At 31.2% G+C, this 25,814-nt stretch carries 29 protein-coding genes and 1 pseudogene; 23 read left to right on the forward strand and 7 right to left on the reverse strand.

Features of this window, described 5'->3' with window-relative positions; genetic code table 11:
• From CLOTH_RS00005 to CLOTH_RS00055, 11 genes and pseudogenes are all read left to right on the forward strand, one after another.
• Positions 1-326: pseudogene (locus CLOTH_RS00005) on the forward strand (transposase); the annotation flags it as partial.
• Positions 327-715: 389 nt separating this feature from the next.
• Entirely contained in the window at positions 716-1,051 is a 336-nt protein-coding gene (spoIIAA, locus tag CLOTH_RS00010; RefSeq protein WP_079409998.1) for an anti-sigma F factor antagonist, read from the forward strand.
• Positions 1,052-1,063: 12 nt separating this feature from the next.
• Complete coding sequence (gene spoIIAB / locus CLOTH_RS00015) at positions 1,064-1,501, forward strand: anti-sigma F factor (RefSeq protein WP_079410000.1); 438 nt, start codon at positions 1,064-1,066, stop codon at positions 1,499-1,501.
• Positions 1,502-1,512: 11 nt separating this feature from the next.
• Positions 1,513-2,277 carry an RNA polymerase sporulation sigma factor SigF gene (gene sigF, locus CLOTH_RS00020; RefSeq protein ID WP_079410002.1) on the forward strand — a complete coding sequence of 255 codons (765 nt, stop codon included), beginning with the start codon at positions 1,513-1,515 and terminating at the stop codon, positions 2,275-2,277.
• 11 nt (positions 2,278-2,288) lie between these two features.
• Positions 2,289-3,476 carry a glycine C-acetyltransferase gene (locus CLOTH_RS00025; protein WP_079410004.1) on the forward strand — a complete coding sequence of 396 codons (1,188 nt, stop codon included), beginning with the start codon at positions 2,289-2,291 and terminating at the stop codon, positions 3,474-3,476.
• Between the two features lie 93 nt (positions 3,477-3,569).
• Positions 3,570-4,172: a stage V sporulation protein AA gene (locus CLOTH_RS00030; RefSeq protein WP_079410006.1), complete on the forward strand. Its 603-nt coding sequence runs from the start codon at positions 3,570-3,572 to the stop codon at positions 4,170-4,172.
• A gap of 4 nt (positions 4,173-4,176) precedes the next feature.
• Entirely contained in the window at positions 4,177-4,593 is a 417-nt protein-coding gene (locus tag CLOTH_RS00035; RefSeq protein ID WP_079410008.1) for a stage V sporulation protein AB, read from the forward strand.
• An 11-nt stretch (positions 4,594-4,604) separates the two neighbouring features.
• A complete protein-coding gene (spoVAC, locus tag CLOTH_RS00040) occupies positions 4,605-5,030 on the forward strand; it encodes a stage V sporulation protein AC (protein ID WP_079410010.1) in 426 nt (141 codons plus the stop codon).
• 22 nt (positions 5,031-5,052) lie between these two features.
• On the forward strand, positions 5,053-6,066 hold the full coding sequence (gene spoVAD / locus CLOTH_RS00045; RefSeq protein ID WP_079410012.1) for a stage V sporulation protein AD: 1,014 nt from the start codon (positions 5,053-5,055) through the stop codon (positions 6,064-6,066).
• A gap of 10 nt (positions 6,067-6,076) precedes the next feature.
• Entirely contained in the window at positions 6,077-6,433 is a 357-nt protein-coding gene (spoVAE, locus tag CLOTH_RS00050) for a stage V sporulation protein AE (RefSeq protein ID WP_079410014.1), read from the forward strand.
• Positions 6,434-6,444: 11 nt separating this feature from the next.
• Positions 6,445-7,860: a spore germination protein gene (locus CLOTH_RS00055; RefSeq protein ID WP_079410016.1), complete on the forward strand. Its 1,416-nt coding sequence runs from the start codon at positions 6,445-6,447 to the stop codon at positions 7,858-7,860.
• A 22-nt stretch (positions 7,861-7,882) separates the two neighbouring features.
• Here the strand turns inward: CLOTH_RS00055 and CLOTH_RS00060 are convergent, their stop codons facing one another.
• The gene (locus CLOTH_RS00060) at positions 7,883-10,522 is read right to left on the reverse strand and encodes a transglycosylase domain-containing protein (RefSeq protein WP_079410018.1); all 2,640 of its coding nucleotides are present in this window, start codon (positions 10,520-10,522) and stop codon (positions 7,883-7,885) included.
• A 202-nt stretch (positions 10,523-10,724) separates the two neighbouring features.
• Here CLOTH_RS00060 and tyrS point away from each other — a divergent pair, with 202 nt between their 5' ends.
• From tyrS to CLOTH_RS00075, 3 genes are read left to right on the forward strand one after another with little or no spacing between them, the layout of a single operon-like run.
• Positions 10,725-11,942, forward strand: coding sequence for a tyrosine--tRNA ligase (gene tyrS, locus CLOTH_RS00065; protein WP_079410020.1), 1,218 nt, complete (start codon positions 10,725-10,727; stop codon positions 11,940-11,942).
• Between the two features lie 47 nt (positions 11,943-11,989).
• Entirely contained in the window at positions 11,990-12,673 is a 684-nt protein-coding gene (yunB, locus tag CLOTH_RS00070) for a sporulation protein YunB (RefSeq protein WP_079410022.1), read from the forward strand.
• 14 nt (positions 12,674-12,687) lie between these two features.
• Positions 12,688-12,936, forward strand: a complete 249-nt coding sequence (locus CLOTH_RS00075; RefSeq protein WP_079410024.1) for a GIY-YIG nuclease family protein — start codon at positions 12,688-12,690, stop codon at positions 12,934-12,936.
• A gap of 13 nt (positions 12,937-12,949) precedes the next feature.
• On the opposite strand, the gene CLOTH_RS00080 is transcribed toward CLOTH_RS00075, so the two are convergent.
• Positions 12,950-15,064, reverse strand: coding sequence for a heavy metal translocating P-type ATPase (locus CLOTH_RS00080; protein WP_331721936.1), 2,115 nt, complete (start codon positions 15,062-15,064; stop codon positions 12,950-12,952).
• 13 nt (positions 15,065-15,077) lie between these two features.
• On the reverse strand, positions 15,078-15,443 hold the full coding sequence (locus tag CLOTH_RS00085; protein WP_079410028.1) for an ArsR/SmtB family transcription factor: 366 nt from the start codon (positions 15,441-15,443) through the stop codon (positions 15,078-15,080).
• A 234-nt stretch (positions 15,444-15,677) separates the two neighbouring features.
• Here CLOTH_RS00085 and CLOTH_RS00090 point away from each other — a divergent pair, with 234 nt between their 5' ends.
• On the forward strand, positions 15,678-16,865 hold the full coding sequence (locus tag CLOTH_RS00090; RefSeq protein WP_079410030.1) for a dicarboxylate/amino acid:cation symporter: 1,188 nt from the start codon (positions 15,678-15,680) through the stop codon (positions 16,863-16,865).
• 10 nt (positions 16,866-16,875) lie between these two features.
• On the opposite strand, the gene CLOTH_RS00095 is transcribed toward CLOTH_RS00090, so the two are convergent.
• Complete coding sequence (locus tag CLOTH_RS00095; protein WP_331721937.1) at positions 16,876-17,571, reverse strand: YetF domain-containing protein; 696 nt, start codon at positions 17,569-17,571, stop codon at positions 16,876-16,878.
• 314 nt (positions 17,572-17,885) lie between these two features.
• On the opposite strand from CLOTH_RS00095, the gene hflX reads away from it, so the two are divergent.
• Together hflX and CLOTH_RS00105 are read left to right on the forward strand one after the other, a co-directional pair.
• Positions 17,886-19,166, forward strand: coding sequence for a GTPase HflX (gene hflX / locus CLOTH_RS00100; RefSeq protein WP_079410032.1), 1,281 nt, complete (start codon positions 17,886-17,888; stop codon positions 19,164-19,166).
• An 11-nt stretch (positions 19,167-19,177) separates the two neighbouring features.
• Entirely contained in the window at positions 19,178-19,834 is a 657-nt protein-coding gene (locus tag CLOTH_RS00105) for a HEAT repeat domain-containing protein (RefSeq protein ID WP_079410034.1), read from the forward strand.
• Here CLOTH_RS00105 and CLOTH_RS00110 read toward each other — a convergent pair.
• Positions 19,824-20,282: a DUF3189 family protein gene (locus CLOTH_RS00110; RefSeq protein ID WP_079410036.1), complete on the reverse strand. Its 459-nt coding sequence runs from the start codon at positions 20,280-20,282 to the stop codon at positions 19,824-19,826. The genes CLOTH_RS00105 and CLOTH_RS00110 overlap by 11 nt on opposite strands.
• A gap of 152 nt (positions 20,283-20,434) precedes the next feature.
• On the opposite strand from CLOTH_RS00110, the gene CLOTH_RS00115 reads away from it, so the two are divergent.
• The 3 genes from CLOTH_RS00115 to CLOTH_RS00125 all read left to right on the forward strand — a co-directional run bounded on the left by CLOTH_RS00115 (position 20,435) and on the right by CLOTH_RS00125 (position 21,858).
• A complete protein-coding gene (locus tag CLOTH_RS00115) occupies positions 20,435-20,866 on the forward strand; it encodes an NUDIX hydrolase (RefSeq protein ID WP_079410037.1) in 432 nt (143 codons plus the stop codon).
• A gap of 65 nt (positions 20,867-20,931) precedes the next feature.
• A complete protein-coding gene (locus CLOTH_RS00120) occupies positions 20,932-21,117 on the forward strand; it encodes a hypothetical protein (protein WP_079410038.1) in 186 nt (61 codons plus the stop codon).
• Between the two features lie 90 nt (positions 21,118-21,207).
• The gene (locus CLOTH_RS00125) at positions 21,208-21,858 is read left to right on the forward strand and encodes a YigZ family protein (RefSeq protein WP_079410039.1); all 651 of its coding nucleotides are present in this window, start codon (positions 21,208-21,210) and stop codon (positions 21,856-21,858) included.
• Between the two features lie 30 nt (positions 21,859-21,888).
• Here CLOTH_RS00125 and CLOTH_RS00130 read toward each other — a convergent pair whose 3' ends face one another.
• The gene (locus CLOTH_RS00130; RefSeq protein ID WP_079410040.1) at positions 21,889-22,239 is read right to left on the reverse strand and encodes a sulfite exporter TauE/SafE family protein; all 351 of its coding nucleotides are present in this window, start codon (positions 22,237-22,239) and stop codon (positions 21,889-21,891) included.
• Positions 22,239-22,586 carry a sulfite exporter TauE/SafE family protein gene (locus CLOTH_RS00135; RefSeq protein ID WP_079410041.1) on the reverse strand — a complete coding sequence of 116 codons (348 nt, stop codon included), beginning with the start codon at positions 22,584-22,586 and terminating at the stop codon, positions 22,239-22,241. The genes CLOTH_RS00130 and CLOTH_RS00135 overlap by 1 nt, the downstream gene beginning before the upstream one ends.
• 90 nt (positions 22,587-22,676) lie before the next feature.
• Here CLOTH_RS00135 and nadE point away from each other — a divergent pair, with 90 nt between their 5' ends.
• The 3 genes from nadE (at position 22,677) to mgtE (ending at position 25,797) form a co-directional block, all read left to right on the forward strand.
• Entirely contained in the window at positions 22,677-23,426 is a 750-nt protein-coding gene (gene nadE, locus CLOTH_RS00140) for an NAD(+) synthase (RefSeq protein ID WP_079410042.1), read from the forward strand.
• 72 nt (positions 23,427-23,498) lie between these two features.
• Complete coding sequence (locus CLOTH_RS00145) at positions 23,499-24,215, forward strand: YebC/PmpR family DNA-binding transcriptional regulator (protein WP_079410043.1); 717 nt, start codon at positions 23,499-23,501, stop codon at positions 24,213-24,215.
• A 247-nt stretch (positions 24,216-24,462) separates the two neighbouring features.
• Positions 24,463-25,797: a magnesium transporter gene (mgtE, locus tag CLOTH_RS00150; protein WP_079410044.1), complete on the forward strand. Its 1,335-nt coding sequence runs from the start codon at positions 24,463-24,465 to the stop codon at positions 25,795-25,797.
• Positions 25,798-25,814: the final 17 nt, after the last annotated feature.

The following is a 25,814-nucleotide window of genomic DNA, read 5'->3' on the forward strand; positions in this document are numbered from 1 at the left end:
GCTATAAAGAGTATATATCAAATTCTAATGTTTGTTCAAAATGCGAGTTTTTACACAAATGTACTGATAGTAAAAACAATAAAAAGGTAGTATCTAGACATGTTTGGGAAGAATATTTAGAAGAAGCAGAGCACCTAAGGCATACTAATTATAATAAAAGAGTGTATGCATTGAGATCACAAACGATTGAAAGAGTGTTTGCTGATTTAAAAGAAAAGCATGGACTGCGTTATACAACTCTTAGAGGAATAGATAAAGTGCGAATGCAGACCCTGCTTGCTTTCGCATGTCTAAATTTAAAAAAGCTGGCAAATTGGAAGTGGAAAAACTCCAAAAGACAGCTCTTTTTGCGATCTTTTTTTGTTAGGAAAATACATATTTCCAAATTACAGGATATTTTCTCATGCAAGTTAAAATATTTGCCCTTTCGGGCAGATTGTTTTGTCTACAAACTGACCTTAGGGTTATAACCCTAAGGTTTTGTTTAAGGGTAGAAAAAAGTACATCCATGCATATATATTTTAGTAGGAGTATATAAAAATGTAATTTAAGACCTAAAAAAGTTAGATTATACTAAAGGTTTCATTTATAAAATTTGTCGATACATAGGGTAATTTTTATTAGTATTCTACAAAACTAGATAATTTTCCTCAAAGGAAATGACTGCTCTTTATAGAAAACTTAATATAAGCAAGAAAATGCAGGGGTGATAACATTGGATAGAAACTATACGATTAATGGAAGAAATTTGATAGTTGAGTTACATGGGGAATTAGATCATCATATAGCACAAGAGGTAAGAGAAGAAATCGATGCAGCTATAAATCAGAATTCTATAAAGAACGTTATATTTAATTTTGAGAATATGAATTTCATGGACTCTTCTGGAGTTGGGGTAGTCATAGGAAGATATAGAATAGTATCTAAGATTGGTGGGAAAGTAGCAGTTACAAATCTGAACTCACAAGTAAGAAGAATATTTGATTTATCTGGAATGAACAAAATAATAGAAATTTATAATACTTGTGAAGAAGCTATTAGCTCTTTATAAGGAGGTAGACATATGAAAAATTTTGTACAAATGCAATTTTCAGCTAAATCCGAAAATGAGTCCTTTGCAAGAGTTGTAGTCGCTTCTTTTGCATCTCAGTTAAATCCTACTATAGATGAAATTGCTGATATAAAGACAGCAGTATCTGAAGCTGTTACAAACTCTATAATTCATGGGTATGACGAAAATGAAGAAAAAATGGTGTATTTATCTTGTGAGATAGATGGAGATACAATACAAATATGTATAGAGGATGAGGGTAATGGGATAGAAGATATAGAAATAGCAAGACAACCTTTATACACATCAAAACCTGAACTTGAAAGATCAGGAATGGGATTTACTGTTATGGAGACATTTATGGACGAAGTATATGTTTCTTCTAAACAGGGAGAAGGTACTAAAATAACTATGAAAAAAACAATAAGGTCTCATAAAATACAAGATTAGAGGTAATAATTATGGTTATGGCTGCCCAAAAGGAAGAAAAAAATGCTTTGCTTAGCCATGAAGAAACTATCAAACTAATTAAAAGAGCACAAAATGGAGATAATGCGGCAAAGGAGATATTAACACAGAGCAATTTAGGACTTGTAAGAAGTATTGTAAATAAGTTTTTGAATATAGGATACGAAAGAGAAGATTTATTTCAGTTAGGGTGTATAGGGCTTATAAAGGCTATATATAAATTTAATGACCAATTCGATGTGAAATTTTCTACATACGCAGTACCTATGATATTAGGTGAAATAAAAAGACATTTAAGAGATGATGGAATAATAAAAGTTTCAAGATCTTTAAAGCAAATAAATACAAAGGTTAAAATTGAAGGTGAGATATTATCAAAAAAGTTAGGGAGAGAACCTACAATACAAGAAATTTCGGATTCTTTAGGAATTTCTAAGGAAGATATAGTTATGGCGCTAGAATCTAATTCTTGTGTTGATTATCTATATGATGTTATACATGAAGAGGGAGGATCTCCTATTTGTCTTATAGACAAGATAAGTGAAGATAAACAAGAAAGTGATAGCAAAATAGTAGACAATATATTGCTAAAAGAAACCTTAAGTAAGCTTGAAAAAAGAGAAAGACAAATAATAATTTTAAGGTATTTTGAAGATAGAACTCAAAGCGAAATAGGAAAAATACTTGGAATATCACAAGTTCAAGTTTCTAGAATAGAAAAGAAGGTATTATCAAAAATAAAAGAATTCTTGAAATAAATGGGGGGCATATGAAAAGTATTCATGATATGGAATTTTTAAAAGAAAAAATAAATCAATTAAAAGAGAGTGGACTTTATAAGGAAGTAGTTACCCTAGAAGGTCCTAATGAGTCAGAATGCATAATAAATGGAAAAAAAGTTATAAATCTTTCATCTAATAACTACCTTGGTTTTTCTAATCATCCAAGGTTAAAAAAGGCGGCAATTGAAGCTGTAGAAAAATATGGAGCAGGAGCAGGAGCAGTAAGGCCAATTGTTGGAAACATGAGAATTCATGATGAACTTGAAGAACTACTAGCTAAGTTTAAAAGAGAAGAAGCTGTGTTAGTTTTTCAGTCTGGATTTAATTGTAATGCTGGAACTATTCAAGCTGTTACAGAAGATGGAGATTTAATTATATCTGATGAACTTAATCATGCAAGTATAATAGATGGGGCAAGATTAAGTAAAGCTAAAAAAACAACATTTAAGCATTCAGATATGGAAGATTTAGAGAGAATACTAAAAGAAAATAAAAATAAGCATAATAGAATGCTTATAATAACAGATGGAGTATTCTCTATGGATGGAGATATAGCAAAGCTTCCACAAATAGTTGAGCTTGCTGAAAAATATGGAGCTATGACTTATGTAGACGATGCTCATTCTAGTGGGGTATTAGGTGAAAGCGGAAGAGGAACAGTAGATTATTTTGACCTTCACGGAAGAGTAGACTTTACTATAGGAACATTATCTAAGGCTATAGGCGTTGTTGGTGGATACGTTGCTGGTAAGAAAGTTACTATTGACTGGTTAATAAATAGAGGGAGACCATTCTTATTTTCAACTGCACTTCCACCAGCAGCAGTAGGAGCTTGTATAGAAGCTATAAATATGTTAATGGAAAGTACTGAATATACAGATAGGCTTTGGAATAATGCAAAATACTTTAAAGGAAAACTTGGGAAGCTTGGATTTAATACAGGTCAAAGTGAAACACCTATAACTCCTATAATAATAGGAGATGAGTCTAAAGCAAAAGAATTTTCAAATAGATTGTTTGAAAAAGGAGTATTCGTAAGCCCGATTGTATTCCCAACAGTCCCAAAAGGAACAGGAAGGGTAAGATGCATGGTAACTGCAGGACACAGTTATGAGCAATTAGATAAAGTTGTAAATATAATGGAAGAAGTAGGAAAAGAGATGAATATAATATAAATTCATATTGATGATTATATCTGAAAATAAGCCAGTATTGGTTTATTTTCTTTTTTTTTGCAAATAATAATATAAAAAAAGGGGGTTAAAATCATGAAGGAAATATATATTATTCCGAAGAAAAACCTACACTTTCCTAAGGATATAAATACTTTATATCTAGGGGATATATTTGAAATATATCCAGAAAAAGAAAAGGAAAATATTAAAAATATTAAGATAGAAGAATTCAAAGAGATAAGAGAAGATTACCATATAATTCCTTTAGGTAAAGTAATAAATAAAATAAAAGATAGTGATAATAATATAAAAATAAATTTGATGGATAATAAAGATATAATGATAAACTTTAGAAACGACAAGAAAGATAAAACTTTGATCATTAGAGTGATAATGGTATGTATAGTATTATTTCTAGGAGCTTCTATGGCTATTGTAAATTTCCACTCAGATGTTAATATGGGGGAGTCTCATAAGGTTTTATATAGACTTATAATGGGAAAAGAAAACGGAAATCTAGCTTTTTTACAAATACCTTATTCACTGGGAATAGCTCTTGGTGTAGCTGTATTTTACAATAAAATAATTCCAAATTACTCAAAGAGTGAGCCTAGCCCTCTAGAACTTGAGGTAGAAACTTATAAAAGTGAAATAGAAAGCTACATAATCAACACTTCAAATAAGAATAAGGAGTGATAACTTGAGAACAGGATTTCTGATGTTAATTGGATTTTCAGAAGGTGTAGTTGTAGGATCTGGAGTAGTAGCACTTTTAACTCTTTTAGATATAATACCAAGACTTTGTCAAATAACAGGAACATATCACTATATAAGTTTGTATCAGATTATATTAATAAGTGCTACATTCTGTGGAAGTATGTTTTCTCTTATGAATTACTCACTAGGCTTGGGAGTATATTTCTTAATATTTTCAGGGCTAACCTATGGAATATTTGTAGGTATGCTAGCATCAGCACTAGCAGAAGCTGTAGATGTTATTCCTATAATAGAAAGAAGATTAAAGATAGATGGGTATATAAAATATATAATACTATCATTAATACTTGGTAAGTCTTTTGGATCAATATTAAACTGGACGATATTAAATATGAACTAGGAGTGATTTGAATGGATTACAAAAAGTATGTCGACAACAAAAGTCCAAAACCTAATTACCTAAAAAACTATATACTTGCATTTGTAATTGGTGGGATTATATGCGTGCTAGGTCAATTTATATTAAATACATATATAAGTTTTGGATTAGATAAAGAGGGAGCATCAACTGCTACATCTATAACCCTCATACTTTTAGGAGCATTTCTAACAGGAATTGGAGTGTACGATGTTATAGGGAAGTATGGGGGTGCAGGTTCAGCAATACCGATAACAGGTTTTTCAAATTCTATAGTATCTCCTGCTATGGAGTTTAAAAGAGAGGGTTATGTTTTAGGGGTTGGTGGAAAGATGTTTACAATAGCAGGTCCTGTTTTGGTTTATGGAATAGGAAGCTCTGTTGTAGTAGGGATTATATACTATTTTCTAGGGAAGTAATTTATACAAAGGAGAGATTAAGATGGCGCAGAAAAGATTGGGAAATCAGACAGTTCAACTTCAAAATAGCCCAACTATAATAGCTACTGCATCTATAGTAGGACCAAAGGAAGGAAAAGGGCCACTAAGTAGTTATTTTGATAAAATACTAGAGGACGACTTATGTGGAGAAAAGAGCTGGGAGCTTGCAGAAAGCAAGATGGTAAAAGAAGCTATGCAGATGGCCATAGACAAAACTTCGTATGTAATGAGTAATGTAGATTATATATTTGCAGGAGACTTATTAAATCAGTTAATGTCTACATCTTTTGCAGTTAGAGACCTAAAAAGGCCTTTCTTTGGCCTGTATGGTGCATGCTCAACTATGAGTGAATCCTTGAGTTTAGCTTCCATGATAGTAGATGGAGGATTTTCTGATTTGGTTATAGCAGGAACATCTAGTCACTTTTGTAGTGCAGAAAGGCAATTTAGATTTCCGCTGGAGATGGGTTCTCAAAGACCTTTGACTGCACAGTGGACGGTAACTGGATCTGGATGTGCTGTTATATCTTCAAAAGGAAAAGGACCTAAGATAAGGAGAATTACAACAGGAAAAGTTATAGATGAAGGAATAAAAGATCCTAACAATATGGGAGCTGCTATGGCACCAGCTGCTGTTGACACAATAAGAACATATTTTGAAGATACTAATGATGATATAGATAGTTTTGACATTATAGCAACTGGAGATTTAGGCAAACTTGGAATGGATATAGCAAAAGAATTTTTAATGAAGTCTGGATATGATATATCAAAAATATATACAGATTGTGGAGTTGAGATATTTGATAGCAAAAAGCAAGATACACATTCAGGTGGTAGTGGTTGCGGATGCTCCGCTGTTACATTCTGTGGATACATATACAATAAATTAATAAATAAAGAGTTCAATAAAGTAATGCTTGTTTCTACGGGTGCACTTTTATCTCCAACTAGTACTCTCCAAAAACAAAGTATACCATCTATTGCTCACGCAGTTATAATACAAAACGATTAGGAGGGAAATTATGGACTACTTATGGGCTTTCATAATTGGTGGCACTATATGCTTACTAGGCCAAATACTAATGGACTTTTTTAAAATTCCAGTTCCATACATTATGGTTACATTTGTTACAAGTGGTGTAATTCTTACAGCACTTGGATTATATGAACCTATAATAAAACTTGGAGGAGCAGGTGCCAGTGTACCTTTACCGGGATTTGGATATGCACTTGCAAAGGGAGTAATAAAAGAAGTTTCAGAAAAAGGTTTTTTAGGTGCATTTACAGGAGGAACAGTTGCAACTGCTGGAGGAATAGCAGCAGCTGTTTTCTTTGGATATGTAATGGCTGTTATATTTACTCCAAAAACTAAACCATAGGAGTTGGATATATGAAATTATATAAAGAAATACAAAAAAATAAAGATGTACTCAAAAGTAGATTGCCTATAGATAATAGCTTTGACGTTATAGGCAGAGAAATAGAAATAGGAAAAAAAGATTCTTATTTGGTATTCATAGATGGATTTGCTAAAGATGATATAATGCTTTGGATTCTTGAAACTCTTCAGGCTATGGAAAGTGTAGGGAATATTAACTTTATAAAAAAGATAATGTCAAAGAAAATAGGATATATAGAGGTAGAAACATTCGATGAATTTGAAACACTAGAAAACTCTGTTTTATCTGGAGCTATAGCACTAATTTTAGATGGAGAAAGTGAAGGCTTAATAATAGATGCAAGAGAATATCCAGTAAGAGGGCCAGATGAACCAGACTTAGAAAAAGTGACAAGAGGATCAAGAGATGGACTTGTTGAAACGATAGTATTTAATACCGCACTAATAAGGCGAAGAATAAGAGATCCACATCTTACATTTGAAATGAAAAGCGTAGGAAAAAGATCTAAAACAGACGTGGTAGTTGGATATATAAAAGATTTAGCAGATCAAAAACTAGTAGACGATATAGATAAGAAACTAAAAGAAATAGATGTTGAAGCTTTGATAATGGCAGAAAAGACACTAGAAGAACTTATGATTAAGAAAAAATGGTACAATCCACTTCCTCAAGTTAAATTTACAGAAAGGCCAGATGTTGTAGCTGCACATCTTCTAGAAGGACATATAGCTATAATAGTAGATACATCTCCTAGTGTTATGCTGCTTCCGGCTACATTATTTCATTTTACTCAGCATGCAGAAGATTATTATCAAAATCCTACTGTTGGAACTTATATAAGGTGGGTTAGGTTTATAGGTATGGTATTCTCTTTTGTTTTGCTTCCACTGTGGCTTTTGCTTGTTTATAATAAAGATATGCTTCCGCCAAATCTATCATTTCTAGGGCCAAAAGAAACAGGGGTAATACCTTTATTTATTCAGTTTATAATACTAGAGCTTGGAATAGATCTTCTTAGAGTAGCGTCAGTTCACACTCCTAACTCATTATCTACATCTTTAGGTATAGTAGGAGGTCTTATTTTAAGCGAGTTTGCAATAAAGGTAGGGTGGTTTGTTCCAGAAACAGTACTATATATGGCTATAGTAGCATTAGGAACGTTCTCAACTCCTAGCATAGAATTTTCAATGGCAATAAGAATATTTAGATTGTTTTTATTGATTCTTACGGGATTATTTAAAGTATATGGTTTTGTAACAGGTCTAGTAATAACAGGGATCATAATGCTTACAACTAAGTCGTTCAATAATAAAAGTTATTTATGGCCATTAATACCACTTGATATAAAAGCATTATCAAATGTATTATTTAGAAAGCCAATACCAGAAATCAAAAAACACAAATAGAGGGCAAATTTGCCCTCTATTTTTAATTTACAATAACTTTATCTTCTTTTTTATCTTCCTTATCCTCTTTTTTGTCTTCTTTTTTTTCTTCTTTTTTATCATCTTTTTTATCCTGATTTGAATCAGGAACTTCTACTTCTTCATCAGGTGTTTTATTACCTGGAAGCCATTTATCTATTAAATCCTCAATTATAGATGTCTTTTTATTTTCGCTGTATTTAGTTGGAACTTGATATTTGTAATCTTCAGGATAAGGTCCACGAGTGATTTCTATAAGCCTTCTTATAAACACTCTAGTAACTATATTTTCTTCTGGAGTATTTTCTGTTATAAGTAGATTATTTTCTTTATCAACTTGAACAGCTACGTGAACATCACAAGTATCTCTAGGTTCAGTTCCACTTATAAACATTTCTCTTCTTATCACATTTCTTTCATCGTGAGAACAAAGATCAGAAGGTAATTTCCCCGATACTGTACATATAGTTACATCTACAATACCGCTTGGTCTTTCAAAGTTTCTTCTCTCTAACTCAGCATGAACTCTAGACATTACCTTGCTCCAAAGTCTTGAAGCCATAGGACTTCCTTCGTTAAGTCTTTTGTTCATATCATTTCCTATCCAAGTAGCACCGACATAGTAAGGAGTGTACCCAACAAACCAAGCATCATAGTTACTATTTGTAGTTCCTGTCTTACCAGCAACAGGCATATTTGGAAGCTTAGCTCTTGTACCTGTACCTCTATTTACAACATCAGTAAGTATATCAGTTAAAAGGTACGAAACTTGAGGAGTTGTTACAGTGTGCTTAATTTGTTTATTTTCTATTATAACTTCTCCACTAGCAGTTTCAACTTTTGTAAAGAATATAGGTTTTATATAAGTTCCTTGATTTGCTATTGCTCCATATGCAGCAGTTAAATCAAGAGGAGTTATACCCCTATACATTCCTCCTAAAGCTAAAGCAGCAAAGTTAGAATCATTTCTTTTATTTATAGTAGATATTTTCAGTTTTTCCAAATAGTCAAGCATTGTATTTATAGAGTTTGAATCGCTAGTTGACAACATTTGAGATAACTTTATGGCTCCAACGTTTGAAGAGTCCCTAACAAGTTCTCTTACTGTAGTAAAGCCCCTGTATCTATTATTGTAGTTTCTTGGCCAAAGCTCACCCTTTTCATTAAACATAGGAGTTTCATCTACAGCAGTACCAGGAGAGTACCCCATATCTAAAGCTGGTAGATAAACAGATAAAGGTTTAATAGCAGATCCAGGTTGCCTTGGATTTGATGCTCTGTTGTATATCTTACTTCCTGTTATTTTTCTACCACCAACTAAACCTCTGACTTCACCTGTACTATGATCCATTATAACCATGGCAGACTGTGGCTGTATATTACCATTTTCATCTCTAAATGTTCCAGGGAAGTTTCTATCATTATCATATTCTTGTTCTAATATATTTTGGATATTTCTATCCATAGTAGAGTATATACGAAGTCCACCTTTGTATAATACATCTCTAGCTTCATCTTCGTTGTATCCATTTCTGATTAGTGCATCTATAACTTCATCTTTAACTGTGTCCACAAAGTATGAAGAAATGCCTTCATCTCTCTTTGTTCCAACTTTTATTTCAATTTCATGATTTTTGGCTTCATCATATTCTTCTTGTGTTATATAACCAAGTTCTAGCATTTTCATAAGAACAACTTCTTGTCTAGACTTAGAAACAGGATTGAAAACAGCCTTTCTAATTACTAAATTTTCCTTAATAAGTTCATCATACTGACCTGGAGTTATTCTACGGTGAGAAAGTAGCTTTTTGAATGCTTCTTTTTCAACATCAGTTGCAGGTTCAGTATTAGGAGTTCTAGGATAAGTTACAAACTGAACAGTATCAAAATCTTCAGTTCCATCAAATCTCTCTGTAACGTAAGCTGAATATCTAGAAGGGAATCTAGTTATACCAGCTATAAGAGCAGATTCGGCTAAATTAAGCTCACTTACATCTTTAGAGAAATAAGTATGAGCAGCTGCTTGAACTCCTACAGCACCTCTACCAAGTCCAGCTATATTAAGGTAAGCTTCTAAAATTTGATCCTTTGTTAAAGTCCTTTCAAGCTGTATCGCATAATAAGCATCTCGTATTTTTCTAGTGTAAGTTTTTTCGTTAGAAAGATATACATTCTTCGCAAGTTGTTGAGTTATAGTACTTGCACCATGCTTGCTACCAGTTCTAAGATTGTGTATAGCAGCACCAAATATTCTTCTAATATCGATACCTTTATGTCTGTAAAACCTTTCATCTTCTATTGCAATAAAAGCATTCTGGAGGTCTTTAGGTATCTGATCTAGACTTACTATAGTTCTAAATGTACTTCCATGTAGAGTATCAACTAAATTCCCATCCTTATCATATATAAAGGAACTATCATCTAGCATTTGGTCTAGGTTATTAGGGTCTATAGGTTTTGTAGTTCTTATAACCCCTCCAACTATACCAGCTCCTACGGCTATTGTAGATATAGATAATACAATAAATACAATAAGAGCTACTCTTAGTACACTTATTTTCTTTTTATTATTTTTATCTTTCTTTTTGTCTTTTCTTTTATCTTTATCTTTTGAATCTTCATTCTTAGGATTTCTAGTACTCATTTTATCCCTCCTTATTGTTGAATATATTATACCATATAATCTTTGTGAAGAATATTTCTAAAATGATAAGTTAAATATTATAGCATACAAAGTGTTATTCTTGAAGAAAATAAATATATATGGTAAAATATACGAAAATTAACGAAATGTCAACCCTCCATAAGTAGTGGAGGGTTATTACATAAAAAAAGAGGTGTTGTTAGTGATAGATGTAAATGAACAATTAAAAATAATAAAAAAGGGAACAGCAGAACTGATTTCAGAAGAAGAATTAGTTAAAAAGCTAGAAAAATCAATAAAAGAAAACAAGCCACTAAGAATAAAGTTAGGGCTTGATCCATCAGCTCCTGATATACATTTAGGACATACTGTTGTTTTGAGAAAATTAAAAGCGTTTCAAGATCTAGGTCATAAAGTAGTTATAATAATAGGTGACTATACAGGAATGATAGGAGATCCTACAGGTAAGTCAGAAACAAGAAAAAGATTATCTAGGGAAGATGTACTTAAAAATGCACAAACTTACCAAGACCAGATATTTAAGATACTAGATAAGGAAAAAACAGAAGTAAGGTTTAATGGAGAATGGCTTGGCAAAATGTCATTTATGGACGTTGGAGAATTAGCATCTAAATATACAGTAGCTAGGATGCTTGAAAGAGATGACTTTAAGAAAAGATTTTCAAATAATCAACCTATATCTATACATGAATTTTTCTATCCATTAATGCAAGGATATGATTCAGTTGCTATAAACTCTGATGTAGAAATGGGAGGAACTGACCAAAAATTCAACATATTAATGGGAAGAACTCTGCAAAAAGAATATGGTCAGGAATCTCAAGTAGCACTTTTAATGCCTATACTTGAAGGTACAGATGGTGTAAAGAAAATGAGTAAATCTTTAGGAAACTACATAGGAATTTACGAAGATCCAAAAGAGATGTACGGAAAAACTATGTCTATTCCAGATGAATTAATAATAAGATATTTTGAGCTTGTTACAGATATACATCCTGATGAAATAGAAAAGATGAAAACTGATATGGAAAATGATGCAGTTAATCCTAGAGATTTAAAAATGAAGTTAGCAAGAGAAATAGTTAAGTTATACCACGGTGAAGAAAAATCTATAGAAGCTGAAGAACATTTCAAGTCACTTTTCCAAAAGAAAGCTATACCAGATGATATTGATGTGTTTGAAGTAGAAGAAGATTTACTTGAAGATGGGTTATTCTTCATACCAAAGCTTGTAGTACATATAGGCTTATGTCCATCTACTAGTGAGGCTAGAAGATTATTCAAGCAAGGTGGAATAAAACTAAACGGAGAAAAAATAGAAAACGAAAAAGTAAGTCTAACAGAAGAAGATGTTATACAAGTTGGGAAAAGAAAATTTGCAAAAATAAAAGTGAAATAATCACATTTTTAAATACCTCTCATAATATAAAAATGGGGGGTATTTTCTTGAGAAGATTAAAATTCAGAAAAAGAAGGAATCATAGAAAATTTTTCTTTTTATTTACGTTAATAGTATTAGTTATTTTATTTGTATATGCATTTTTCTATGTAGATAGTAAGATAAAGCCTACTATTCAGGCCATAGCAGAAGCAAGAGCTCAAGAAATGGCCACAAGATCTATAAATGATGCAGTTAAGGAAACTTTAAGAGAGAGAATTAATTATGACGAACTTATAAATCTAAAAACAGATACAGAAGGAAATATAACTATGGTTCAAGCAAATACCATCCTAATGAATAAAATAGCGTCTGACGTAGCAACAGAGATACAGAAAAAATTAAAACAAATAAAAACTGCATCTGCATATATACCTCTTGGAAACGCTCTTAAAAGTCAAATACTATCCCAGTATGGACCTAAATTAAAAGTAGACATGGTTCCTGTTGGTATGGTATATGTAGATTTTGGAACAGAGTTCGAGTCATCTGGAATAAATCAAACAAGGCACAGAATATACCTCATTATAAAAGCCAACGTAAAAGTTATAGTACCATTTACATCATCTACAAAAGAAGTAGTAACTCAAATACCAGTATGTGAAACTATAGTTGTAGGTAAGGTTCCGCATAACTACGTAAATGTTCCTAGACAAGATTTAACAAATGTACTTCCAGATGGGTTTGAATAGAGGAGATAATGTTTATGAATTATGTTTATATACTTGAATGTAATGATAAAACTCTTTATACAGGGTATACCAATAATTTAGAAAGAAGGATAGATACTCATAATAAAGGTAAAGGTGCTAAATACACTAGATATAGACTTCCTGTTAAGTTACTGTACTTTGAAACATTCAGTACAAAAAGTGAAGCATTAAAAAGAGAATATCAAATAAAAAAAATGACAAGAAAGCAAAAAGAAAACATTATAAAATTAAAGAGATCATGAAAACATGATCTCTTTAATTGCATACCTTATTAGCTTTAAGAACTCTCATAGCATTTAAAACAGCAATTAAAGCAACTCCTACATCTGCAAATACAGCTTCCCACATTGTAGCAATACCACCTGCACCTAGGATAAGAACCATAGCCTTTACAGAAAGAGAAAATATAATATTTTGCCAAACTATCTTTCGGGTAAACTTAGCAATTTTTATGGCAGTAGCAACTTTTAGAGGATTATCTGTCATGATAACAACATCTGAAGCTTCAATTGCTGCATCAGAGCCTAATGATCCCATAGAAACTCCAACATCAGCTCTTGCAAGAACAGGAGCATCATTAATCCCATCTCCTACGAATAATATCTTTCCTTTAGGATAATCATTATATAGATTTTCGAGTTTTTCTACTTTCTCGTGAGGAAGAAGGCTTGAATATACCAAATCTAAACCTAAATCCTTACCAATACTTTGTGCAACATATTTATTGTCGCCAGTAAGCATTACAGTTTTTTTAACTCCAAGTTTTTTTAGTTCTTCTATTGCTTTCTTTGAGTCATGTTTTATCTTATCTGAAATAATAATAAATCCACAATACTTCCTATCTATTGATACATGGACTATTGTACCTATAGAATTTACACTATCGTAACTTATATTATTTAACTTCATTAAATTTTCATTACCAACAACAACTTCACTTCCTTTTATTGATGCTTTCACTCCATAGCCTGGAATTTCTTCGAAGTTATCAACTAAAGATTTATCTATATCTTTGCCATAGTATTTTAAGATAGAAGTAGCTATAGGGTGGTTAGAATAACTTTCAGCAAGTGCAATATAGTCTAAAATATCATCTTTATTAAGGTTATCTTTTAATTTTACAAAGGAAACATCAAATACACCTTCTGTTAAAGTACCTGTTTTATCAAACACAGCTATCTCAATTTCGTTTAGTGCCTCTAAATAATTTCCGCCTTTTATCAAAATTCCATTTGAAGATGCTCCACCGATACCACCAAAGAAACCAAGAGGTATTGATACAACCAAAGCACAAGGACAAGATACTACTAAGAAAACTAAAGCTCTATAAATCCATGTAGAAAAGCTTTCATTACTTATAAATAAAGGCGGTAATAAAGCTAGTGATAAAGCTAGGATTACAACAACTGGAGTATAGTACCTAGAAAATTTTGTTATAAATTGCTCAGTAGGTGCTTTTCTTGAACTTGCATTTTCAACTAAATTCAGTATCTTAGAAACTGTAGATTCTCCAAATTCTTTTGAAACCTTCACAGATATAAGTCCACTTTTATTTATATATCCACTTAAGACTTCATCATCGATAGATATACTTTTAGGAGTAGACTCACCGGTTAAAGCGCTAGTATCTACAAAAGAGTTACCATGTATTACAATTCCGTCTAAAGGGATTTTTTCTCCAGGCTTTACAATAACTATATCACCTATATTCACTTGATCTGGATAAACTTTTTTTATTTCATCACCAAATTTGAGATTTGCATAGTCAGGTCTAATGTCCATCAAATCTTTTATAGATTTTCTAGATTTGTTTACGGCTAGGTTTTGAAAAAATTCTCCTACTTTATAAAACAGCATTACAGCAACTCCTTCAGGAAACTCTTTAATCGTGAAAGCTCCTATTGTTGCTATACTCATGAGAAAGTTCTCGTCAAGAAACTGCTTTTTATACACATTTCTTGCTGCCTTAACAAGAATATCTCCACCGATTAGAATGTAACTTATAAAATAAAGCATGAAGTTTATATTAGTAGAGAACCTAAATAAAATAGCAAGTATAAACAAAGCAGTTCCTATTGATAACTTAATCATATTCAATTTATTTTCATTGTTATTTTTAGGTGGTTGATGAGTAGGTTTATTTTCTATAACCAATACATGAGGTTCTATATTTTTAACAATAGTTTTTATTTCATGGGTAATATAATCAACATTATCTTCGTGATTTACCTGTACTTTTAGCACTTTGGTAACGAAATTTAAAGAAGCAGTAATAACACCATTAATTTTATTAACCTCAAGCTCTATCTTAGAAGAACAGCCAGCACAATCTAAACCTTCTAGAATAAATTCTTTTATTAATATACTCACACAATCAACCCCTTTATTTTTCATTAATATGAACTAATCCACAATCAAATATATTTTTTATATGATCATCATGTAGAGAATAATAAACTATTTTTCCTTCTTTTCTATATTTTACAAGTCGCGCCTGCTTTAGTACTCTAAGCTGATGTGATATTGCAGATTGGCTCATACCAAGAAGTGACGCTATATCACAAACACACATCTCAGCGGAAAATAAAGCGTACAGAATCTTTACTCTGGTTGTATCACCAAAAACCTTAAAAAGCTCTGCTAAATCATACAAAACTTCATCGCATGGCATATCTTTTCTAACACTATCTACGATATCCTCATGTATAAATTCATAATCACATGTTTCAAATGTTTTCTTAGTATACATAAATATCCCCCTTGTTAATTTAATATATGAACATATATTCATATATGTGATAAGTATATGTTTTAATATTTCGTATGTCAATAGTATAGAAAATTGATGACCTTGTTAATAAAAAAACAAAAAATAGTAATATATTCTAATATTTTTCAAAAAATAACTTATATAAAAATATTTTCCGTGTTATAATTGTAACTAATTAGAGCTCTAATTAAAAATATTAAGGAGGGAATTATAGTGAAAAAGTTAGGATTACTGCCGAGACTTTTAATAGCTATCGCTCTTGGAATACTACTAGGTATGATATCTCCAGAGGGAGTTATTAGAGTTTTCGCGACATTCAATGGAATCTTCGGAAACTTTTTAGGATTTGCTATCCCGCTTATAATAGTAGGATTTGTTACTCCAGGTATAGGGGAGTTAGGAACAGGAGCAGGAAAGCTATTAGCTATAACTGCAGGTATTGCTTATATATCTACAATAGTTTCTGGTTCAGTTGCATTTATTGCAAACACTGCTATTTTACCAACATTCTTAAAAGCTGGAAGCTTAGCTATTGACGCTGCAAATCCAGAAGAAGGATTAGCACAAGCATTCTTTACTATTAACATGCCGCCAATTATGGGAGTTATGACTGCTCTTTTAATTGCATTCACATTAGGACTAGGTATTGCAACTATCAAAGGAGACACTATAAAGAAATTCATGAATGAATTCCAAAGTATAATAGAAAAATTAATATCAAATATTATAATACCATTACTTCCATTACATATTATGGGTATATTCGCTAACATGTCATTTGCTGGACAAGTTGCAACTATAATGTCTGTATTCTTTAAAGTATTCGTATTAATAATACTACTTCACATTGCAATTATAATTACTCAATACTTCATAGCTGGTACATTAACAGGTGCAAATCCATTTGTATTAATTAAGAATATGATTCCTGCATACTTTACTGCAATAGGAACTCAATCTTCAGCTGCTACAATTCCTGTTACACTTCAAAAGACTAAAGATAATGGTGTAAATGAGGGTGTTGCTGACTTTGTTGTACCTTTATGTGCTACAATACACTTATCAGGAAGTACTATAACATTAGTAAGCTGTGCTATGGCAGTTATGATGTTAAATGGAATGAGCATTTCTTTCACAGCAGTATTTCCTTTCATACTAATGCTTGGAGTAACTATGGTAGCCGCTCCTGGAGTACCTGGTGGTGCTGTAATGGCAGCATTAGGACTACTTGAAACTATGTTAGGATTTACCCCTACATTAACTTCACTTATGATAGCTTTATATCTTGCACAGGATAGTTTCGGAACAGCATGTAACGTTACTGGAGATGGTGCTATAGCTATAATAATGAACAAAATATCTGGACATAAGTTGAACGAAAAGAAAGAAGCTAATAACTAATAATCAGGCCCTATCGATTGATAGGGCCTTTTAATATAAACAATCCTTCATCTTCCTTCCATTCTGCAAACAAAACTTCTCTTGCATTATCAATCTTATGTGACTTTAGTTGTTTTTCTAGCCAATTATCATCAAATCCACATGACTTTAGATTATCAAACAAAATCTCACCATCTAAGATTAAAGCAACGGGAAGACAAACCTTCTTTTGAGAAAGATTTAAATCTTCACTTGTTGGATTTGAGTATTTCGACTTTTTAAGTACACTTATAGACCCACTAGGTTCTAAGATTGCATATTCAACTTCTCTAATAGAGAATACATCTTTAGACCTTAACAAGCTTTGAAGTTCATTAATATCGAGCTTTTGTTTCTTTAGTTCATTAAAATCTATTTTACCATTTCTGATTATAATAGATGGATCACCTTCAAAAAAGGATCTAGTTTTTCTAAACTTTTGAGTTATCTTTTCTATTACATACATCAAAAATCCCCATAAAAAAAGAGCGTACAAAATAAAAAATATGGTAGTTTCAGGATCATATATAGCATTCCCTAAAAGTTCTCCTAATACTAAAGCAGATATAAAATCAAAAGGAGTTATCTGGTGTATCTGTCTTTGCCCTATAAGCTTAGTTATTAAAAGTAGTGCAAAAAAACCTATGCTAAGTTCTATAGTAAGATGTAAAAAGGGAGAAATATCCAATTTAATCACCCCTAAAATACTGTTGTTTATATAGTTTAACCAAAAATTTATTTATTAATAAATGTATTATTTACAAAACATTTGAAAAAATTATAAACAGTGAAGGATATACTCATTATATGTATATGCATTTAAAAGACAATAATGAGATTCATGTAGAATTTAACAAATCCTATAAAAACTTCACAAAGTGGCTCAAAGATAAAGGGTATACAGATGTTTATCTAAAATAAGACGCTAAAAATGCGTCTTATTTTTTGATTAAATGATATAATAACTTTATACATAATTACTTATGAAAAGGAGTGTTTGGCATGGAGAAAAAAATAGAAAGAGCATTACTTGTTGGTCTTGATATAACAACCATAAATAAAAGAACAGATAATATAGATATAGATTCTTCTATGGATGAACTTGAAGAACTTGCAAAGGCAGCAGGAGCAGAGGTTGTTGGAAGAGTTGTTCAAAGTAAAGATGCAAGAGATGTAGCATATTACGTAGGAAAAGGAAAGGCTCAAGAAATAAAAGAGCATTGCGAAGCACTAGAGGCTGATTTGGTAATATTTAATGATGAACTTTCAGGTGCTCAAATGAAGAATTTAGAAGATCTTATTGGCGTAAGTATTGTAGATAGAACAGCTCTTATACTAGATATATTTGCACAAAGAGCTTTATCTAAGGAAGGAAAGCTTCAGGTTGAACTAGCACAGCTAAAATATAGACTTCCAAGGCTTTATGGACTGGGAAAAGCATTGTCAAGAACGGGAGCAGGAATTGGAACAAGAGGTCCTGGAGAGCAGAAACTAGAAATAGATAAAAGACATATACTAAACAAAATTGCAGATATAAAAAGGGAATTGAAAGAAGTAAAGAAAAATAGAGAAGTTCAAAGGATGCAAAGATTAAAGTCAGATATACCTATAGTTGCTTTAGTAGGATACACAAATGCAGGTAAATCAACACTTACTAATGAGCTTATAAAGACTCATAAAGAGTATAACAAAGAAAAAGAAGTTTTTTCAAAAGATATGTTATTCGCAACATTAGATGTAACTTTAAGAAAAGCTACTTTAGATAATAATAGAGAGTTTTTGGTTGTAGATACTGTTGGATTTGTAAGTAAACTTCCACACGATTTAGTTGAAGCTTTCAAGGCTACATTAGAGGAAGTTAAATATGCAGATTTGATACTTCACGTTGTAGATGCATCTAACAAAAACTATGATATACAAATGGATACGACTTTAAATGTTTTAAGAGAGCTTAAAGCTTTAGACAAAGAAATAATTACAGTTTTTAATAAAGCTGACAAATTAGACTACGAAGTTAACGCTAGGAAAGATGAAGATGTTGTGTTTATATCTTGTAAAACAGGCTACAACCTAGATGTATTATTAGATAAAATAAAAGAAAAAATAATGGGAAATCTTTATGATGTTGAAATGATTATACCTTATTCAAGAGGAGATATATTTAACACACTTAAGGAAAAAACTATAATTGACAATTTTGAATATAAGGAAGAAGGAATATATATAAAGACTACTCTAGACGAAGCAGACTACGGAAGATATAGTGAATATATAATTAAGTAGGAGGAATTTTCTTGGAGGTAGTTTGGCAGAATATAGAAAAGTTAAAGGACTATCAAATAACTTATCTTTTATACAAAGAAGGGAAAAATACATCTCAAATAAGTAAGATAAGAAATATTTCTGTTGAAGAAGTAAATAGACATTTGATATGTGCAAAACAGGAAATAAAGCAAATCCCTAAAATTGAAAAAGATATAATAACTAAATTTCTAGAAATGGACAAAGAAAGTAGAATAAATGCCATAAATTCTTTAACAAATGGAGAATCAGAAATATTAAAGAAAAATTTATACAAAAGGATAATCAAGGAAGATAACGCAGAAGACCTTATGGTTTTGGTTTGGATGTGCGGTGAGCTTAAAGATATTAGATTATTAGAACTTGTTCATTTAAATTCTAAGCACCCTCATGGCGGGGTAAGAAGAATGGCATACTCAGCTATGGGGAAAATACAGTCTGTTGAAAGTATAAGATTTTTAGAGAAAGGCCTTCTAGATATAAAGCCACAAGTAAGGCAGTATGCAGCAAAATCACTTTCAAAAATAGGAGACAAAGAGAGCATTAGAAAACTTGAAAATCTTATTAAAAACCCAAAAGAAAAAGAATATGTCAAAAGAGCATTTTTAGATGCTATACATTCTATAAAAGAAAGAGATGTTAAGATGTAAACTTCATCTTAACATCTCTTACTAGTTTTATCGCATTATTGTAAGATAACTGTGCACCTTTTAGTACTATAGGTCTTCCAAAAGATACAAGATGCAGTCTTCTAGAAGAAAAACCACCTATTTTCATAAGTATATTCACAGTTGTCATAGTATCTACAAGCATTACATCATTTAAATTTCCTCCCCCTAAAGTATAGGAGTCTTTAAGTGTGTTTAAAACAAGATTTTTATTAAATTGTCTAGATAAAGTATACACTTTGTTTCCAAATTCATCAGAGCCTCTATATATAATTTTACCCTGATCACTTTTAGTCATGGTATCAAAGTATCCTAGCTTCATTATTTCATCTTTAGTTGGAACACTATCCTCAGGCAAAAATTTTAGGTGAATAGCAGAAGCTATTGCGGAAGAATGAGTTCCTCCTACACAATGGTAGATTATATTCATAAGAATCCTCCTAGATTAATATATTAATAGTATAACCTCTGAAATAAAAAATATATACAAACTACAAGCTTATGCAAATTTGATTGATATTACGTGTAAAAACTCTGTTAAGTAGGATTTAAATATTATTAAAAAATGAGGGGGAGATTAGGATGATTTTTAGGAGCTGTGCAGGAGGAATAGTTTTTTATGGTAACAAAGTTTTAATCATGAAGAATGAAAAAAATGAATGGGTACTTCCAAAGGGAGTTATAAAAGATGACAAGATTTCTACAGAAGTAGCTTTAGATAGAGTGAAAATAGAATGTGATGTTGATGCTAGAATTTTATCTACAGCAGGTCAAACAAGTTATGAATTTTATTCTATAAGTAGACAAAAACCAGTATGTAATGAAATAATTTGGTATGTAATGGAAAGCGATAGTGATAAATGCAATATAAATAAAGAAGAAGGATTTAAAGATGGAGGATTTTACAGAATAAAAGATGCACTTGATATGGTAACATATAGTCAGGATAAATCTATAATAAATCTTTCATTCCAAAAATATAAATCTTTTAGAAAAGAACAAGCAAACATTTAATGAATAGGCCTTAAAGTTTTAGTAAAAAATATTTTTAAGCAAAACTTTAAGGAGGTAAGAATACAATGAAAAATCTAACTAAAGGTCAGCTTCAGGCTATAGCATCTGAATGTAGTCAATATGAACCTCAATCACAAGGATTCACTTCTTCTTTAGCTAATTCTACTAGTTGTGAATCATGTTCTCACTACGTTAACAAAAAGTGTAGTTTAGATTTAATAGATGATATACTAGACAATATGAATCAATAATATGAATAAGGCTCCTTCTGGGGCCTTATTTTTTTAAGAATTGAAAAATAAACCGTAATATGTTGTAATATTCTAAGAAAGGAGGAAGTTATGAGAAAAGAATATAAAACCATAAAAGAATTTGGACAAAGCGAAATAATAATAGAGAAATCTAGGTTTATAGGATATGCAAAGCCAGTAGAAAGTGAAGAAGATGCTGTTAAATTCATAAATGAAATAAAAGAAAAACATAAAGATGCAACTCATAATGTATGGGCTTATACAGTTGGTATGAATATGGAAATTCAAAGATACAGTGATGATGGTGAGCCAACTGGTACAGCTGGAATACCTAGCCTTGAAGTAATAAAAAAAGAAGATTTGAGGAATGTAGCAGTAGTTGTTACTAGATATTTTGGAGGAATAAAACTAGGGGGAGGAGGTCTTATTAGAGCTTATACTAAAGGAGCTAAAATAGGACTTGAAGCTGGAAAAATTATAAACAGAATTCTCTTCAAAAATATAATACTTAAATTAGAGTATACACTTTTAGGAAAGATACAAAATGAAATTTTAAATTCACATTACATAATAAAAGATACATTATACGAAGATATGGTGAAAATGATTGTATATTCTAAAGTAGATGATGTTGAAGCTTTGAAAGAAAAATTAATAGATATAACCAATGGAAAAATAGAAATTGAAGAAAAGGAAGAATTTTACTTATCTGAATATCAAGGAAAGATAATTCTAGAATAAAAACATAAATCCGAGGATAACCTCGGTTTATTATCTTTTTGTAGATTTTCTAATTTCAAATATACCCATAACAAATAGAAAAACTCCAAATATTCTTCTTAATAAATCAGAGTTTAGATTTGAAGAAAGTGTAGAGCCAAGCAATGCACCTAATATTCCAGATGTAGCTATAGGAAGAATTATTTTATACTCTATATTCTTGCTTTTTGCATGAAAAAATAGTGCGGCAAGTGCCATAGGTATAAAGGATAGCAAGTTTACACTTTGAGCTATTTTTTGATCTACCGATGAGAAAAACACTAAAGCAGGAATAAGAAGAGTACCTCCACCTATACCCATTCCACCTATTATACCAGCTAGTACTCCTACCAAAATAAGCATTAAAACACCATCCTTATCGATGCTATTATCATAAAAATTCCAAATATCAATCTAAGTTTCCCAGCTGAACATTTATTTAAAAGTTTAGCACCAATTATACCCCCAAATATACTACCTATAGCTACTTTATACGTTATTTTAAGATCAAATACACCATTTTTTATATAAATAAAAGAGCTTATCAATGTAAAAACTAAAATTATGCTAATTGCAGTTGCGTGAGATTTGTGTTCTTCTATTTCTAAAATATTAGTCATACATGGAACAAGAAGTGTTCCACCACCAGCTCCGAATATACCATTTATAAATCCACTAACAAATCCTATTAGAACAGTTTTTATATTCATAATTTATCACCCTTTATATTTTTGACAAAAAGGAAAATTATATTTATGGTATAATTAAATTTGTACTAAAGTTAAGAAAGGAGAATAGATATGCTAAGTACAGAACAAAAGATTGATAAAGTTGTTAGTTGGCTTCAAGATAAAGTTAAAGAATCTGGTACTAATGGATTGGTTGTTGGAATTTCAGGGGGAATAGATTCAGCAGTTGTTGCTTTCTTAATAAAAAAAGCATTTCCAAATAACTCTATGGGGGTTATAATTCCAATAAAAAGTAGTCCTAAAGATAGAGAAGATGCTCTAAAGGTAGTTAAGGCTTGCGGCATTGATTATTTAGATCTAGAAATTACTGATGTACATACCTCTTTATTTGATAAAGTTACAGATCAAATGAAGGAGAAAAATTTATATAAAGAGGAAAACGAAAGGATAACAGATGCAAACTTAAGAGCTAGACTAAGAATGAGCACATTATATACTGTAGCTAATAACCTAAATTACTTAGTAGTAGGAACTGATAATAAAGCAGAAGTATACACTGGATACTTTACAAAGTATGGAGATGGTGGGGTAGATTTAATACCTATAGCAAACATAACTAAGAGAGAGGTTTATAAGTGGGCAAGAGTATTAGGAGTTCCTAAAGATGTAATAGACAGACCACCTTCAGCAGGGCTTTGGGAAGGACAAACTGATGAGAATGAAATGGGAACAACCTACGACATGATAGATGATTTACTTGAAGGAAAGGATATACCTAAGAAAGATAGAGAAATAATAGAGCGTCTTCATAAAAGATCTGAGCATAAAAGAAATATGCCACCTAAACCACCAGAGTTTTAGGATTTATTTACTAATATATTTTTTTATGATAAAATTACAGTGAATTTTGAATAAACGTAAGGAGTGGACAATTTGGGACGTATAGGAAATATAGAGAATAGAAAAAATAAACAAGATGCTAAAAGAGCTAAGATATTTACGAAGTACGCTAGACTTATAAGTGTTGCTGCTAGAATGGGAGGGGCAGACCCTGAGTATAATGCTGCACTTAAAAATGCTATAGATAAAGCTAAGAGTATGAATATGCCAAATGATAATATAGATAGAGCAATTAAAAAAGGTGCAGGCGGACAAGATGGAGATAACTATGAAACTGTTGTATATGAAGGGTACGGACCGAGTGGAGTTGCTGTTATCATAGAAACACTTACTGACAATAGGAACAGAACAGGTGGAAATATGAGATACTATCTTGACAAGAATGGTGGAAATTTAGGTACCTCTGGGTGCGTAGGATTTATGTTTGATAGAAAAGGTCAAATAATAATAAAGGGAAGCGATGATATAAATGAAGAAGAACTTATGGAAGTAGCATTAGAATCTGGAGCTGAAGATTTCATAAGTGAAGAAGAAGGGTTTGAAATACTAACTTCTCCAGAGGAATTTAATATTGTTAAAGATGCTTTATCTTCACAAGGATATGAGTTTGTATCTGCAGATATTGTAATGATTCCACAAACTACTGTTAAACTAACTGATGAGCAAGATATTAAGTTTATGAATAGACTTATAGATATGCTTGAAGATGACGATGATGTTCAGGAGATATATCATAACTGGGAAATGTAATAAACAGCACCTTTAAAGGTGCTGTTTTCGTTCTTGACAATTCAAGATTAGAAGAGTAGTATATAAAAGGGAAAATGGATTGCATTCTCTTTACGGAAAGTAAAGAGTATTTTTTTTCTACAACAATTATTATAAAGGGTGGTGATGGTTATGGAACCTGATTCTTTGGTCTGCATAGAAAAACTTAATAAGAAAATACTAAGATATATCCATAATCATTTTATGGGACTTATAAGGAGGAACCACCATGAGGGATATGATAATTGACTTAATAAAAGAAAAAAAATATTCATCGGTAAGAAATGAAATACTTAAAATGAAATCTGTAGATATTGCAGAATTAATATCAGAGCTAGATGCTAGCGATAGCTTAATTGTATTTAGACTTTTACCAAAAGATCTAGCTGTTGAAGTATTTGCATATTTACATAACGAGAAACAAAAAGAGATTATAAGTTCGATAACAGATAAAGAAATACAACACATAATGGATGAGCTTTATTTTGATGACATGATAGATTTTTTAGAGGAAATGCCCGCAACTGTAGTAAATAAGATACTTAAAAATACTAAAGAAGATGAAAGAAAACTCATAAATCAATTTTTAAATTATCCTGAAAACTGTGCAGGAAGCTTGATGACAATTGAGTATTTGTCACTTAAAAAAGAGATGACACTAAAAGAGGCATTAAATCATATCAAAGCTACAGGATTCGATAAGGAGACTATATATACTTGTTATGTTATAGATGCAAATAGAAAGTTACAAGGAACAATATCTCTTAGAAAGCTAGTTACAGGAGATGAAAGTAAGACTGTAGAAGAAATGATGAATACAGATATAATCTATGTAACTACTCATGATGATCAAGAAAGAGTTGCACATCTATTTAAAAAATACGACCTTATAGCTATACCTGTTGTAGATAAAGAGAATAGATTAATAGGTATAATAACAATAGATGATATTATAGATGTTATAGATCAAGAAAATACAGAAGACTTTCAAAAAATGGCAGGTATGGAGCCATCAGAGGAAGCATACCTAGAAACTAAAACCTTTACATTAGCAAAACATAGAATAACTTGGCTTTTAATACTTATGGTATCTGCTACATTTACTGGAGGTATAATTAGGAGTTTTGAAGATGTATTAGAGTCTGTAGTAGTTCTTGCTGCATTTATACCTATGCTTATGGATACTGCTGGAAATGCTGGCTCTCAATCATCAACTCTTATGATAAGGGGACTAGCTTTAGAACAAATTAAACTCAAAGATTTCACTAAAGTTATATGGAAAGAACTTAAAATAGGATCTATAGTAGGTATTGTATTATCTCTTTTCAACTTAATAAGAATATATTACTTTGAAAAAATAGATATGAAAATAGGTTTAGTAGTTGCAGTAACACTATACTTTACAGTTGTTTTAGCAAAGCTTCTAGGTGGAGTACTACCTATGGCAGCAAGAAAGTTAAAGTTAGACCCTGCTCTTATGGCAGGTCCACTTATTACAACTATAGTTGATGCATTAGCACTTGTTGTTTACTTTACAATGGCAAGATGGTTATTAGGAGTTTAGTATAATTTAGAATATTA

Origin of the sequence: Alkalithermobacter paradoxus, from assembly GCA_002029295.1 — a bacterium.
In the GTDB taxonomy this organism is placed as follows: Bacteria; Bacillota; Clostridia; order Peptostreptococcales; family Peptostreptococcaceae; genus Alkalithermobacter; species Alkalithermobacter paradoxus.

Coding starts and splice junctions, on each gene's coding strand:
- spoVAC (WP_079410010.1), top strand. CDS start 4,605: ATGGATTACAAAAAGTATGTCGACAACAAAAGTCCAAAACCTAATTAC.
- CLOTH_RS00025 (WP_079410004.1), top strand. CDS start 2,289: ATGAAAAGTATTCATGATATGGAATTTTTAAAAGAAAAAATAAATCAA.
- CLOTH_RS00060 (WP_079410018.1), bottom strand. CDS start 10,522: ATGAGTACTAGAAATCCTAAGAATGAAGATTCAAAAGATAAAGATAAA.
- nadE (WP_079410042.1), top strand. CDS start 22,677: ATGCTAAGTACAGAACAAAAGATTGATAAAGTTGTTAGTTGGCTTCAA.
- sigF (WP_079410002.1), top strand. CDS start 1,513: ATGGTTATGGCTGCCCAAAAGGAAGAAAAAAATGCTTTGCTTAGCCAT.
- spoIIAB (WP_079410000.1), top strand. CDS start 1,064: ATGAAAAATTTTGTACAAATGCAATTTTCAGCTAAATCCGAAAATGAG.
- mgtE (WP_079410044.1), top strand. CDS start 24,463: ATGAGGGATATGATAATTGACTTAATAAAAGAAAAAAAATATTCATCG.
- CLOTH_RS00120 (WP_079410038.1), top strand. CDS start 20,932: ATGAAAAATCTAACTAAAGGTCAGCTTCAGGCTATAGCATCTGAATGT.
- CLOTH_RS00115 (WP_079410037.1), top strand. CDS start 20,435: ATGATTTTTAGGAGCTGTGCAGGAGGAATAGTTTTTTATGGTAACAAA.
- hflX (WP_079410032.1), top strand. CDS start 17,886: ATGGAGAAAAAAATAGAAAGAGCATTACTTGTTGGTCTTGATATAACA.
- CLOTH_RS00110 (WP_079410036.1), bottom strand. CDS start 20,282: ATGAATATAATCTACCATTGTGTAGGAGGAACTCATTCTTCCGCAATA.
- CLOTH_RS00135 (WP_079410041.1), bottom strand. CDS start 22,586: ATGAATATAAAAACTGTTCTAATAGGATTTGTTAGTGGATTTATAAAT.
- CLOTH_RS00085 (WP_079410028.1), bottom strand. CDS start 15,443: ATGTATACTAAGAAAACATTTGAAACATGTGATTATGAATTTATACAT.
- CLOTH_RS00075 (WP_079410024.1), top strand. CDS start 12,688: ATGAATTATGTTTATATACTTGAATGTAATGATAAAACTCTTTATACA.
- spoVAD (WP_079410012.1), top strand. CDS start 5,053: ATGGCGCAGAAAAGATTGGGAAATCAGACAGTTCAACTTCAAAATAGC.
- spoVAE (WP_079410014.1), top strand. CDS start 6,077: ATGGACTACTTATGGGCTTTCATAATTGGTGGCACTATATGCTTACTA.
- CLOTH_RS00055 (WP_079410016.1), top strand. CDS start 6,445: ATGAAATTATATAAAGAAATACAAAAAAATAAAGATGTACTCAAAAGT.
- CLOTH_RS00130 (WP_079410040.1), bottom strand. CDS start 22,239: ATGCTTATTTTGGTAGGAGTACTAGCTGGTATAATAGGTGGAATGGGT.
- CLOTH_RS00030 (WP_079410006.1), top strand. CDS start 3,570: ATGAAGGAAATATATATTATTCCGAAGAAAAACCTACACTTTCCTAAG.
- CLOTH_RS00125 (WP_079410039.1), top strand. CDS start 21,208: ATGAGAAAAGAATATAAAACCATAAAAGAATTTGGACAAAGCGAAATA.